The organism is Micromonospora costi (genome assembly GCF_003626655.1).
GTDB classification, from domain to species: domain Bacteria; phylum Actinomycetota; class Actinomycetes; order Mycobacteriales; family Micromonosporaceae; genus Micromonospora; species Micromonospora costi.
The window spans coordinates 78,180-91,754 of the sequence record NZ_RBAN01000004.1 but is presented as its reverse complement, the minus strand read 5'-3'; the positions used below and the strand labels follow the sequence as shown (position 1 = coordinate 91,754).

At 74.5% G+C, this 13,575-nt stretch carries 9 protein-coding genes; 6 read left to right on the top strand and 3 right to left on the bottom strand.

All coding sequences use genetic code 11. The annotated features are described in order from the left end of the window. Positions 1-17 precede the first annotated feature (17 nt). Together D7193_RS22265 and D7193_RS22260 are read right to left on the bottom strand one after the other, a co-directional pair. Entirely contained in the window at positions 18-872 is an 855-nt protein-coding gene (locus tag D7193_RS22265; protein ID WP_120781504.1) for an oxidoreductase, read from the bottom strand. Positions 873-1,200: 328 nt separating this feature from the next. Then, positions 1,201-3,567: an adenylate/guanylate cyclase domain-containing protein gene (locus D7193_RS22260; protein WP_206611939.1), complete on the bottom strand. Its 2,367-nt coding sequence runs from the start codon at positions 3,565-3,567 to the stop codon at positions 1,201-1,203. Positions 3,568-3,762: 195 nt separating this feature from the next. Between D7193_RS22260 and D7193_RS22255 the strand changes: the two genes are divergently transcribed. From D7193_RS22255 to D7193_RS22230, 6 genes are all read left to right on the top strand, one after another. Beyond that, positions 3,763-6,660: a helix-turn-helix transcriptional regulator gene (locus D7193_RS22255; protein WP_120781503.1), complete on the top strand. Its 2,898-nt coding sequence runs from the start codon at positions 3,763-3,765 to the stop codon at positions 6,658-6,660. 117 nt (positions 6,661-6,777) lie between these two features. Beyond that, the gene (locus D7193_RS22250; RefSeq protein WP_120781502.1) at positions 6,778-7,548 is read left to right on the top strand and encodes a DUF5995 family protein; all 771 of its coding nucleotides are present in this window, start codon (positions 6,778-6,780) and stop codon (positions 7,546-7,548) included. Between the two features lie 163 nt (positions 7,549-7,711). Then, positions 7,712-7,855, top strand: a complete 144-nt coding sequence (locus D7193_RS33945; RefSeq protein WP_206611938.1) for a hypothetical protein — start codon at positions 7,712-7,714, stop codon at positions 7,853-7,855. A 177-nt stretch (positions 7,856-8,032) separates the two neighbouring features. Beyond that, a complete protein-coding gene (locus D7193_RS22240) occupies positions 8,033-8,425 on the top strand; it encodes a hypothetical protein (protein ID WP_120781501.1) in 393 nt (130 codons plus the stop codon). 84 nt (positions 8,426-8,509) lie between these two features. Then, positions 8,510-10,600 (top strand): APC family permease, encoded by a 2,091-nt coding sequence (locus tag D7193_RS22235; protein WP_120781500.1) that lies wholly within the window; start codon positions 8,510-8,512, stop codon positions 10,598-10,600. Between the two features lie 201 nt (positions 10,601-10,801). Next, complete coding sequence (locus D7193_RS22230) at positions 10,802-12,388, top strand: right-handed parallel beta-helix repeat-containing protein (RefSeq protein ID WP_120781499.1); 1,587 nt, start codon at positions 10,802-10,804, stop codon at positions 12,386-12,388. A 196-nt stretch (positions 12,389-12,584) separates the two neighbouring features. Here D7193_RS22230 and D7193_RS22225 read toward each other — a convergent pair whose 3' ends face one another. Beyond that, entirely contained in the window at positions 12,585-13,544 is a 960-nt protein-coding gene (locus tag D7193_RS22225) for a TIGR03557 family F420-dependent LLM class oxidoreductase (protein ID WP_120781498.1), read from the bottom strand. Positions 13,545-13,575: the final 31 nt, after the last annotated feature.

The window sequence follows — 13,575 nt, the reverse complement described above, 5'->3', positions numbered from 1 at the left end:
GGTGCGGGGCGGAACGGTCAGCCCCCGATGGCGTCGAGTTCGGCGAGCGCGTCGGCCGGCAGGTCCAGCGCGGCGGCGGCCACGTTCTCGCGCAGGTGGGCCACCGAGGAGGTGCCCGGGATCAGCGCCATGGTGGGGGACCGGCGCAGCAGCCACGCGAGGGCGACCTGCTGCGGGGTGGCCCCCAGCCGGTCCGCGACCCGCACCAGCGTCTCGGACTGCAACGGGTTGAACCCGCCGAGCGGGAAGAACGCGGCGAAGCCGATGTTCTCGGCCGCGCACCGGTCGACCAGCGGGTCGTCCTGCCGCCGCGCGAGGTTGTAGAGGTTCTGCACGAGCACCACCGGCGCGATGGCCTGTGCCTCGGTGAGCTGCGCGTCGGTGACGCCGCTGAGGCCGAGGTGCCGGATGAGGCCCTGCTCGCGCAGCTCGGCGAGGGCGGCGAACTGGTCGGTGAGCGGCGCGTCCGTGGTGCCCTCGGCCGTACCGACCCGCAGGTACACCACGTCGAGCGTGTCCACGCGCAGGTGCTCGAGGTTCTCCCGTACCTGGGCTTTCAGGTCCGCCGGGTCCAGCGAGAACAGCCAGGAACCGTCGTTGCCCCGGCGCGCACCGACCTTGGTGGCGATCGTCAGCCCCGCCGGGTACGGGTGCAGGGCCTCCCGGATCAGCTCGTTGACCACCACCGGGCCGTAGAAGTCGGCGGTGTCGATGTGGGTGACGCCGAGGTCCACCGCCTCCCGGAGCACCGCGAGCGCCTGGTCGCGGTCCTTCGGCGGGCCGAACACGTGGGGTCCGGCGAGCTGCATGGCCCCGTACCCCATCCGGCTGATGGTGAGGTCGTCGGCGAGGGTGAGGTTGGTGCTGGTCATCAGGTCTACTCCCGGTGGGCGGAATGTCGGTTCGCCGATGATTCGAGGCTATCGGCGCCGCTTCGACTCTGCGCCGCGTGCGGGATGCCCGGAAGGCCGGGACGTTCCTGGGACCACGGGTACCAGTCAGGGCGACGGCGCCGGATCGACCCCGTTCCGAGACGGGCCCGCGACGAGGCCGTCACGTTGATCGACTCGGGTTCCGTGAAGTCGCGGTGTGCGGCTGTGGTGGATACCGCGACTTGCGGGAACTCGTGTCGATCACGGGCCGGTCGGCGCCGACGGACACTCACGCGCGGCCGTTCGCCCTGATCTGGTCGGTGACCGCTCAGGCGGCGGAGAGTTCCGCCCAGGGCGGCGGGACGCGCTGGGCCTGGCGGGGCCCGGCCGGCGCTGACCCCGGGGCGATCCCGATCGTGCCGGCCAGCACGACCGGCCCGGGTAACTCGTCGGCCTCCAGGCCCGGGACCGGACGCGGCCGGACGTCCGGCACCGGCTCTGGCCGGACGGGCCGCGCCCAGGGCGGGACCGCTTCCGTCCGCGCCCCGCGCACCACGCCGAGCGGCGCGCGTCCGGCCCGCCGCACCTCCGGCCCGTCGGACTCCACTGCAGGCGACGCCACGGTCGGTGGCGCGACCCGGGACTCCGCCAGCACGGGTGAGATCCGGGGAGATCCGTCTGCCACGGACCCGCCGCCCGGCGTCGCCGGCACAGGCCCGCCACGGAACTCCGCCGCCGCTGGCTCGATCCGGGACGCCGCCGACACCGGGACGGGCCGGGGGGCCGCCGCGCCGGCCGGGTGGACGGGCGGGGCCTGTCGACGGGTGGCGGGCCGGTGCGGCGCCGGCCCGGCGGGAACCTCCCCGGCGGGCGTGGCGGGGCCGCCGGCGGGCCCGGCAGGACCCCTTCGCAGATCGGCCCGGCGGAGACGCTGGGACAGGACGACGTCGGCGGCGCGCTGCGTGAACGCGGCGCGGAACCGGCGGGGGAGTCGATCGGCGGCGACCCGGCGCAGGGCGGGGGACGCGAGCGCGTACCCGCCGCCGGCGTGCCGGAGCAGGAGCCCGGCGGCCACCAGGGCGCTCAGCGCCGGCGGCACTCGGCCGGGCGACCAGTCGAGCACCCGTTCGACCTCGTCCGCCGTGAACCCCGGCGGCAGGACCGCACCGGCCATCAGCACCGCCCGTCGCGTACCGTCCAGCCGGTCCAGGTCGGCGCCCACCACGCGACCGACGGACTCGGGCAGGGGCGGTGCCGCCCGGTTCGTGCCGTGGGCCAGCGAGTGGACGTACGCGGTGGCGTGCCCGGGATTGCCACCGACGAGCGGGAGCAGTCGCGTGACGAGGCTGGCCGGCTGACCGGCGCGCGTCAGCAGTTGGCGCAGCAGCCGGCCGGTCTGCACCGGAGCCAGCGGTCCCAGCGTCACCCGGCATCCGCTCTCCGCCGGCGTTCCGGATCCGGGTGCGGCGGGCAGCGCGGCGGCCCGGTCCGGGTGGTGCAGGGCGACGACCGCCAGCGGCAGTTCCCGCGCGGCGGCCGCCACGAACAGTGCGTGCAGGAAACGGTCCACCGCCGGGGCGGCGCGGTCCAGATCGTCCACCGCGACGACGAGGGGCCCGCGGGCGGCGAGGCGCAGCAGCACCTCCTGGCACCAGGCCACGCCCTCGGCTGTGGAGGGCGTGTCGTCGGGCGCCGCGAGCAGCCGCTCCAGCGCGGGCAGCGCGGTCGCAAGCCGGGACGGCGGAAGCAGCCCCGCCAGGGTCGCGGCGAGCCGTTCGCCCACGACCGGCGCCGGCTCCCGCGCGCCCGCTCCGGCGACGCCACTCAGGAGACGCGCCAGCGGGGCCAGGGGCTCGTCGGGGTACGGCGGGCAGGCCGCGACGCACCAGCGCACCGGCACCCCGTCGACGGCGTCGACGGTCCGGGTCAGCTCGTCGAGCAGCCGGCTGCGGCCACTGCCGGACGGGCCGACCACCGACACCCAGCGCGGGCTGCGCTCGCGTACCGCCTGGACGATCCGGTCGCGGGCGGTGGCCACCTCGCGGCGCCGGCCGACCAGCGGGCCGTCGTGCCGGCCCGGCCGCGGCGCGGCCGGGGCGAGCGCGTGCCACACCTCCATCGCGGGCGCCCGGCCGGGGACCGTCACCGGGGTGAGCCGCCGCTGCGCCATCAGCCCGGCGGTTGCCCGGTGTGTCGCCGCGCAGCAGACGACCCCGCCCGGCGGCGCGTACTCCTGCAGGCGCGCCGCGGTGGTGATCACCGCGCCGCTGGCCGCTCCGTGCCCGCCGTCGCGGGCCGCCGCGAGGTCCACGACGGCCTCGCCGGTGGCCACGCCGACCCGGACCCGGATCGCGACGCCGCCCGGCAACGCCCGCCGGTCCAGCTCCCGCTGGATCTCCAGCCCCGCCCGGACCGCCCGGTACGCGTCGAACCCGTCGGAGGTGCGCGCGCCGAACAGCGCCATGACGGCGTCGCCGATGTACTTCTCCACCACACCCTGCCAGCGGCGCAGCACACCGGCGACGGTGTCGAAGTACGCCCGCTGCACCGCCCGTACGTCCTCCGGGTCCAGCCGGTCCACCAGAGCCGTCGAACCGACGATGTCGACGAACAGCACGCTCACCGTCCGTCGCTCCTCCGGCACCGGCCAGCTCGACGACGGAACCCGCGGCGCGGCGGCGACGATCGTGGACATGCCTCGCACCTGCCCTTTCCCCCCCGGTTGACGGCTCACGACCCTCGGAGACTCGCACCACTGACCCGACGGGGGATCGGTAGGACGACGTATGTCGGCCGCCCGCAACATTTGGTCACATTGCCGACGGGATGAGTACCGGATGGCCGTAACGGCCGTAGAACGGTGCGGGGGCCTGTGACTAGGCTTCGTGTCATGGCCAGCGATGTGGACACGGCACCGCTCGTCGGCCGGGCCGACCTGGTGAAGTCGGTCCGGTCGGCGCTGCTCGACGACGTCGCGCAGGGGCACACCGCTGCCGTCTTCCTCACCGGCGAGAGCGGGGTGGGCAAGACGCGGCTGCTGCGCGAGGTGGGCGCGCACCTGCGTGACGCCGGCGCCCTCGTGCTTACCGGCTCCTGCCTCGACATCGGCGACGCGTCGCCGCTGCACCCGCTGCTCCAGGCGCTGCGCCGCTTCGACGCGGAACTGTCCACCTCGCACACCCGCACCTCGTCGGCCGTCCGTGCGCTGTTGCAGATGTTCGCCGAGGAGACGGCCGGGCCCGACGGCGCCGGCGCGCTGCTGGAGCGGGTCTCCCGCGGGTTGCACCTGATCGCCGAGGGCCGGCCGCTCGTGCTGATCCTCGACGACCTCCAGTGGGTCGACCGGAGCACCCGCCAGCTCCTGCTCTACCTGCTCGCCGGCCTCGGTGACCTCCAGCTGTCGGTGCTCGCCGCGGTGCGCGCCGAGTCGTTGCAGGGCGCCCACCCGCTGCGCCGCGTGCTCACCGAGCTGCGCCGGCTGCGTACGGTGCAGGTGCTCGACCTCGCCCCGCTCGACCGGGCGGCCACCGAGCAGCTCGCCACGGCGGTGGTGGGCGGGACGTTGCCGGCGGAGGCGGCCGAGCAGGTGTGGCAGCGCAGCGGTGGCAACCCGTTCGTCATCGAGGAGCTGGCACGGGACCTGCGCGACGGCCGGGACGGGCTCAGCGACACCCTGCGGGAGATCTTCCTGGCCCGGGTCGACGCGCTTCCCCAGCACGCGCACACCGTGGTGCACGCGGTCGCGGCCGGCGTGGAGCCCGTGGAGCACTGGCTGCTGGCCCGGGTGGTCCGGCTGCCCGAGCAGGAGCTCATCGAGGCCGTCCGGGCGGCCGTCGCGCACCGGCTGCTGGTCGGCGCCGACGACGGCTACCGGCTGCGCCACCGGCTGGTGGCCGAGGTGCTCGAGCACGAGCTGCTGCCGGCCGAGCGTTCGGCGTTGCACCGCCGGTACGCCGAGGCCCTGACCTCGGCGGAGGCCGAGCTGCACCAGGCCCGGCTGGCGCATCACTGGCGGCTGGCCGGTGAGCCGGCCCGCGCGCTTCCGGCGGCGGTGGCCGCCGCGCAGGAGGCCGAGCGGCTGCACGGTTACGCGGAGGCCCACCGGCACTGGTCGGCGGCGTTGCAGCTGGCCGACGCGCCGGCCGTCGGCCCGCGCACGGTAGACCGCACCGACCTGTTGAGGCAGGCCGCGGAGGCGGCCCACCACTGCGGCGAGCACGCCCGCGCCCTGGCGCTGCTGGAGGAGCTGGCCGGCGCCGGCGGCATGTCGACCTGCGCGCTGCACATCCGCCGGGCGCGGTACCTCGCGGCGGCCGGGCGTTCCGCGCTCGCCGAGGAGGAGTACCGGCGGGCGCTGGAGGCCGACGACTGCACCCCGCGCGAGCGGGCGACCGCCGCCGCGCACCTGGCCGAGCTGCTGCTGCACCTCGGGCGGTACGCCGATGCGGGCCGCCGGGCCCGCGAGGCGCTGGAACTCGCGGCGGCCGAGGACGGTTCCGTCTCGGAGGTGGTGCTCGCGAGCGCGGCGCTGGGCTTCAGCGAGGCCTACCTGGAGGACCCGGACGCCGGCCTCGCGGTGATGCGCCGGGCGCTGGAGATCGCCGAGCGCGCCGGCCGGCCCGACGACGTGGCGTGCGCGTACCTGCACCTGGCCGAACTCCTCACCGGCCCGCTCAACATCCTCGAGGAGGGGGTCGTGGTGGCCCGCCGGGGCGCCGAGCGGGTCGCCGAGCTGGGGTTGGGCCGCACGTACGAGACGCGGCTGCTGGCGATCGCCACCAACGGGCTGTTCCGGGTGGGCCAGTGGGCCGAGGCGGAGAAGGTGGTCGCCGCGGCGCTGCGGCACCGGCCGTCCGGCGCCGACGCCGTGGAACTGCTGCTGGCCCGGTGCCGGCTGTCGGTGGGCTACGGCGACATCGAGGCGGCCGACCGGGATCTCGACTCGGTGGCGACCGTGCTCGCCGGCGGTGGCGCCCGGCACGTCATCCCGCTGCTGACCCTGCGCGCCGGCCTGGCCATGTGGCAGGGCCGGCACGACCTCGCGCGCCAGGCGGTGCAGCGCGGGCTGACCGAGAGCCGCTCCGACGACGTGGCCATCCTCGCGGCGCTGGTCTGGCACGGTCTGCGCGCCGAGGCCGAGGCCCACGCCAGCCGCACGGTCGAGGTCGACCGGACGGCGGTGCGCCGGCTGCGCGACGTGGCGCAGCGGGTGGCCCGCAAGAGCGAGAAGGCGGCCCGGCCGGTGCGCAACGTGGTCGACGGGTTCCTGGCGCTCTGCGACGCCGAGGTGAGCCGGCTCGACGACAACGACCCGGAGCTGTGGGCCCGGTCGGTGGCCGAGTGGGACCGGCGCAACCACCCGTACCCGGCGGCGTACTCCCGGCTGCGGCAGGCCGAGGCGCTGCTGGCCCGCCGCGCACGGGTGGCGACCGCCGGCAAACTGCTGCGCGAGTCGTACCGGATGGCGCAGGTCCTGGGCGCGGTGCCGCTGACCTCGGAGATCCGGACGCTCGCCACGCGGGCCCGGGTGGCGCTCGACGAGCGGGAACAGTCCCGCGGCGGCCGGGATGTGACGCCGGTGGTGGGTGACGAACTGGCGACGCTCACCGCCCGGGAGCGGGAGGTGCTCGCCGCGGTGGCCGAGGGGCTGACGAACAAGGAGATCGGCCAGCGGCTGTTCATCAGCGAACGGACGATCGGCGTGCACGTCTCGCACATCTTCGACAAGCTCCAGGTCCGCACCCGCGTCCAGGCGAGCGCCATCTATCTGCGCAACCGGCGCGGCTGACGTACGTCGGCGGCGCGCCGTATACGTCGTTCTACTGATCCGACGGACAGCGTCGGCTGGAAGGCTGTGCCCTGTCGCCATCGGCGGGCAGGTGCCGCGTACCACTGTGGAGGAACAATGACGGAACCGGTCTGGGGCCCCGTGCACCGGGACATCGTCGACCTGCTCGCCGACCACCCCGCCGACGTCCCGGCGGTGGTGGACCACCTCACGAAGCTCCAGGACATGCTGGTGCGGCTGCCGCCGCTGCTGGACAGCTGCCCCCTGGCGGACTTCAACAAGCTCTACCTGACCATCACGACGACGGTGCTGGACGGGCTCTACGACGACCGCTTCGTCGACCCGGTCTTCCTGTCGCGGCTCGACGTGGAGTTCGCCGCCCGCTACTTCGACGCGCTGCGGCTCTGGACGGATTCGAGCCCGGGCACCCCGAAGGCCTGGTCGTGCCTGTTCGAGCGGATGCGCGGCCCGGACGCCCGGCCGCTGCCCTCCGCGGCGGCCGGGGTGAACGCGCACATCAACTTCGACCTGCCGTTCGCGCTGGTCACCACGTTCGACCACCTGGAGTCCGAGCCGGTCGACGGCACCGACCAGCACCGCGACTACCTCGAGATCAACAACATCTTCGCGGAGAAGATCCCGGGGCTGCGTCGCGGCTACCTGGAGCGGTGGCAGCTGCTCATCGACATGGTCAACGGCGACATCGACGACTGGTACCAGGGGGAACTGGTCGAGTACACCCGCGACGTCGCCTGGCGCAACGCGCAGAAGATCTGGCGGTGCCGGCACGATCCGGCCGCCCACGAGTGTGAGCGGGGCCGGCTCGATTCCACGGCCGCCGCGCTCGGTCGGCTGCTGCTGTCGCCCCTCGGGGCGTTCCTGCAGTAGCCGGGACGGGGGGTCCCCGCGTTCCGTCCGGGGGGCGGAACGCGGGGGCGTGTCCCCGCGAGGGGACGAACGCACACCGGCGCGTCCACGCGGAGGGGGGTCTGACGCGTGGACGCGTCCGTGCGCCGGGGGCGGGGGGAGCGCGCCCCCGGCGCACGGATGGGTGCTGATCGACTGGGACGGCGCCGGGCTGGGCTCGCGGCTGTGGGACCTGGCGTACGCGGCGCAGAGCATGGCCGGGATGCGGCGAGTGCGACCGGCGTGCGAGTCGGCCGTTCCGCTCGCGGAGCGGGCGCTGCTGGACTGAGGGCCCTTACCCCTGGCGGGTGGATCGGTGGGCACGGGGGTGTCGGCGCGCCCCCACCGGGTACGTCCGCGCCATGACGCTCCCCACCCGGCGGCGACCCGCCGCCCGGCCCCGGCCCGCACGGCCCGCCCCGGCGCGACCGGGTGGCCCGGCGCCACACCCCACGGGCGGTACGCGGTGAGCGGTCTGCGGTTCCCGTTCCGCTTCGATCCGCCGTTCCGCCCCGCGCTGGCGTTGCTCGGCGTCCGGCCCGAGACGGCGTGGGTCGAGGTGGACGAGGCCCGGCTGCTCGTCCGGTTCGGCCCCTGGCGCCTCACCACCGCCCGCGCCAACGTGGCCGGGGTGACGCGGGGCGGGCCGTACCGCTGGTGGCGGGTGATCGGCCCGCACCTGTCGCTGGTCGACCGCGGCGTCACCTTCGGCAGCAGCACGAGCCCCGGGCTCTGCGTCCGCTTCGGCACGTCGGTGCCGGCCCTGGCTCCGGGCTCGTGGCTGCGCCACCCGGCGGTCACGGTCACCGTTGCCGACCCGGACGCCCTGGCCGACGCGCTCGGCGGGACCGGACGGTAGGCCCGGCTTCCCCGGTTTGTTGCGGTGCCGGCGGGGAGCACCACCTACGGTCGGGGCAGGAGCCGACGAGTTCGGGGCGGGGACATGGCGGAGGAGCACGGGGGGAAACCACGCCGGGCGCACGGGCGGCGGCAGCCGTCCGGGCCCGACCCGGCGCTGCGTGCCGCCCGCGATCCGAAGCGCCCGGAGCCCGGGGGCCGCCGGGTGGTCGTCCCCGAGCGGGTGCAGAGTCCGGTACGTCCCGCGCCGCCCCCCGGCCGCCTGCTCGCCTGGCTGTTCCGGCACCGGGTGCAGCCGGTCGGCCCGGAGGCGGTGGAGGGGCAGACCCGGGCGCACCCGTGGTGGCAGGTGATGTGCCTGACGGGTGTCGACTACTTCTCCACCCTGTCCTATCTCCCCGGCATCGCGGCGGTGGCCGCCGGGGCGCTCTCGCCGCTGGCGACGCTGCTGATCGTCGCGCTGACGCTGTTCGGGATGCTGCCCATGTACCGGCGGGTGGCCCGGGAGAGCCCGCACGGGCAGGGTTCGGTCGCGATGCTGGAGCGGCTGCTGCCGTTCTGGCGGGGCAAGATCTTCGTGCTGGTCCTGCTCGGCTTCGTGGCCACCTCGTGGATCATCACGATCACGCTGTCGGCGGCCGACGCCACCGTGCACCTGCTGCAGAATCCCTACCTTCCGGAGGGCTTCAGCGGCCGGCCCGTCGCCGTGGCGGTCACGGTGGGGCTGCTGCTCGTCCTCGGCGGGGTCTTCCTGCTCGGGTTCCGGGAGGCGGTCGCGGTCGCGATTCCGCTGGTCGCGGCGTTCCTGGCGCTCAACGGGATGATCGTGGCGGTGGCCCTGGCCCGCATCGTCGGCGACCCCGGGACGCTCTCCGACTGGGGCGACGCGCTCATGGCGGGGTCCGGCGGTCCCGGCGACGTGCTGGTCACTGCCGTGCTCGCGTTCCCGCTGCTGGTGCTGGGGCTGTCCGGTTTCGAGACGGGCGTGAGCATGATGCCGCTGGTGGCCGGCCACGGCGCGGACCGCGAGGCCCGGCTGGCCGCCCGGATCCGCAACACCCGGCGGCTGCTCGCCACGGCCGCGTTCATCATGTCGGTGTACCTGCTGCTGACCACGTTCGTCACCACGGTGCTCATCCCCGCCGAGGAGTTCCAGGCCGGCGGGGCGGCCAACGGGCGTGCCCTCGCCTTCCTCGCGCACACCTACCTGGGCGAGGGGTTCGGCACGGTCTACGACGTGAGCAGCGTGCTGATCCTGTGGTTCGCGGGCGCCTCGGCGATGGCCGGTCTGATCAACATCGTGCCGCGCTATCTCCCGTCGTACGGCATGGCGCCGGAGTGGGGTCGGGCCGTGCGTCCGGTCGTGGTGGTCTACACCCTGCTCAGCATCGCGATCACGATCGCGTTCGAGGCGGACGTCGACGCGCAGGCCGGCGCGTACGCCACCGGGATCCTGGCCATGATGGTCTCGGCGGCGATCGCGGTGGCGATCTCCACCCTCCGTCAGGGCCGGCGCGTCGCGGCGACCGGCTTCACGGTGCTCACCGTGGTGTTTCTGTACGCGCTGGGCGACAACGTCATCGAACACCCCGACGGCATCGCGATCTCCGGCCTGTTCATCCTCGGCATCATCGTGGTCTCGCTGGTCTCCCGGGTCACCCGGACCACCGAGCTGCGGGCCGAGCGGATCGAGTTCGACGAGCCGGCCCGGCGGTTCGTCGCTGAGTCGCTGGCCCACGACGGCCGGCTGCACCTGATCGCCAACAAGCGCGACAGCGGCGCGATGAAGGAGTACACGCTCAAGGAGCGCGCCCAGCGGGCCATGAACCCGGTGCCCGGCGCCGCGGACGTGCTCTTCCTGGAGATCGACGTGGTCGACCCGTCGGAGTTCAGCCACGTGCTGCGGGTGCACGGTGTGGAGGTCGGCGGGTTCCGTGTGCTGCGGGCGAGCAGCCCGGCGGCCCCGAACGCGATCGCGGCGATCCTGCTCGCCCTGCGGGACGCGACCGGTGTGCGGCCGCACGCGCACTTCGAGTGGTCGGAGGGCAGCCCCGTCGCGCACCTGCTGCGCTACCTGATCCTGGGCCGGGGGGACACCCCGCCCGTGGTCCGGGAGATCATCCGTCGTAGCGAGCCCGACCCGTCCCGCCGGCCGGGCATCCACGTGGGCGGCTGAGCATCCGCCCGGGCTTTCCGGTGGGCGATCGACACGTGCCGGGCGAGCCGATCTCGAAGATGAATGGCAGGGCTATTCACGTTCACGCCTTACTGTCCGTATTGCACCACTATCGTGACCTTTGGTGGGTCGACGTCCTGTCACTCGCCCCGCGCCCGTTTCGGCGCGGCCGTGTTCAGGCAGTCACGAGAGGCGGAGACGATGTCCACGTACCGAGCGGGCCGGCGGGCAGGGCGACCCAGACGACGGTCACGATGGTTCTTAGCCGGGGGCCTGCTGGCAGGCAGCCTCGTGGTGGGGGTAGCGGGTGCCGGCGGCGCCCTGGCGGCCGGCCGCGACCTTCCCTTCCTCGCCTCCGGCGGCGCCGCGAACCTCCTGCGCGGTGAGGACGCCGGCCGGGAGGACGGCGGGAACGCCGACCGGGAGCCGGCCGGTGACGGCGCCGGCCGGCCGGACGGGTCGAACGGGGACGGGCGGGACGGCGGTGCGCGTGAGCCGGAGCGGCGCGACAGCGGGGGCGAGCGGACGCACACTCCCGGGACCGGGCGTCACCCGGTCGTGTCCGTCCCCTGCGACGCGGCCAAGCTCGTGGCGGCGCTCGTGCAGGCCAACGCCGAGGGCGGCGCGTCGCTGCGGCTCGCATCGAACTGCACGTACACGCTGACGCAGGCGTTCCACCAGGTCGACGAGTACGACGGCGGTATCCGCGACGCCCGGGAGGCGGCCGACGCCGCCGAGACCCCGGGCGACGCCGAGGCGCCACCGCACAAGCCCGAGGACGACAAGGCCGGGCTGCCGGTGGTCTACCAACCGATCACCATCGACGGCGACGGCGCCGTCATCGAGCGCGACGTGCACGCCGAGGACTTCCGCTTCTTCACCGTCCGCGACGGTGGCGAGCTGACCCTGCGGAACGTCGAGCTGCGCAACGGCCGTTCGAAGATCGAGGGCGGCAGCGTCCACGTCGTGCACGGGGCGACCGCCGTCGTCGAGCGCGTCACCGTCACCGGAAGCACCTCGCTCTCCGCGGAGGGCGGCGGCGGCGGGATCTTCAACGACGGCAACATGGTCGTCACCGACAGCACCTTCGTGGGCAACAGCGCCGCTGGCGCCGCGGGCAAGGGCGGGGGCCTGCTCAACGGCGGGGTGCTGACGCTGCGGGGGTCGCAGTTCCACCACAACAGTGCCAACGCGTACGGCGGCGGCCTCGGCAACTACCGCGGGGCGGCGGACGTGGACACCACGACCTTCGCCCAGAACAGCGCGGCGCAGGGCGGTGGCCTGGCCAGCTTCTCGGCCCGGACGAAGGTCCTCGACACCACGGTGGTGGGCAACACCGCGCAGATCGGCGGCGGCATCGCCAACTCCGACGCGGTGATCGTGCTGCGCGGCATGACGATCCGGGACAACACCTCCACCCTCAAGGGCGGCGGCATCTCCACGGTGAAGGGCCTGCTCCCGATCGACGACAGCGTGATCGCCGGCAACACGACCCACGGCGTCGGCGGCGGCATCTACGCCGAGAAGTCGAACGTGCTCGTCCGCGGCAGCGACGTTGCCGGCAACGAGGCGGTCGGCTCCGCCTCCAAGGGCGGCGGGATCTACGCGACCGCCGGCCAGGTCTCGCTCTACACGAGCAAGGTCGTGCGCAACGGCGCGTCCGTCCAGCCGGGCGGCATCTTCGCCCAGCACGCCCGGGTCCGCATCGACGACGAGAGCGTCATCGTCGAGAACGAACCGACCAACTGCGCGGGGAACGCGGCACCGGTGGCGACCTGCTTCCGCTGACGCGAGCCGGCGTCCGTGAGGGCGCACCCGCCCGCCCGTGGCGATCGAGACGATCGTCGCGGGCGGGCGTCCGCGTGCGTCCGCGTGCGTCCGCGTGCGTCCGCGTGCGTCCGCGTGCGTCCGCGTGCGTCCGGCAACGCTCGCCCGCGACCCGGCCCGGGTCGGGGCGCCGGCCTCGGGTGTACGCCGCGCCCGCTCAGCCGAGCGCGCGCAGCCGCCCCGCGAGGTCGCTCGCGAAGAAGTCGAGGAAGCCGTCCGGGTCCGGGCCGGCGTTCTGGAGCACGATGTGGTCGAAGCCGGCCTCGACGTAGCTGCGGACCTTCGCCACGTGCGCCTCCGGGTCCGGGCCGATCGAGAAGAGCTGCCGGATGTGCTTCTCCTCCACGTGCGCGCTGGCGGCGTCGAAGTTCGCCGGGTTGGGCAGCTCGCTCATCACCTTCCAGCCGGTGACCAGCCACCGGCTGGTCTGCAGCACCGCCTGGACCGCCTGCTGGTCGTCGGCGGCCCACGCCATCGGGGCCTCGGCGTAGCGGGGGCCCTGCCCGCCGGCGGCCCGGTACCGGTCGACGATCGCGCTCTCCGGCTCGGTGGCGAAGAGACCGTCGCCGAGTTCCGCCGCGAGGGTCGCCGAGTCGTGTCCGCTCGCGGCCACCGCGATGACCGGCGGCGTGTCCGGAAGGTCGAACACCCGTGCGTCCTCCAACTGGAGGTGCCTGCCCTCGTACGACTGGTAGCCGCCGCGCCAGAGCAACCGGATGATCTCCAGCGCCTCGCGCAACCGCTCGTGCCGTCCCCGGACGCTGGGGAAGCCCTGCCCGACCACGTGCTCGTTGAGCCGCTCGCCCGCACCGACGCCCAGCGTGAAACGGCCGTCGGAGATCAGGGCCATCGTGGCGGCGGCCTGGGCGATGATCGCCGGGTGGTACCGGACGCTGGGGCAGGTGACGCCGGTGACGAGCCCGATCCTGCTGGTCTGGCCCGCGATCGAGCCCAGCATGCTCCAGGTGAAGCCGGAGTGTCCCTGGACGTCGAGCCAGGGGTGGTAGTGGTCGCTCATCTCCACGAAGTCGAATCCGACCTGCTCCGCGCGGACGGCCTGGCGGATGATCTCCTTCGGTGCGTACCCCTCCGTGGACAGCTTGTAGCCGATCTGCATGCCGGTGCTCCCCGTCGGTCCGTTGCCGAGC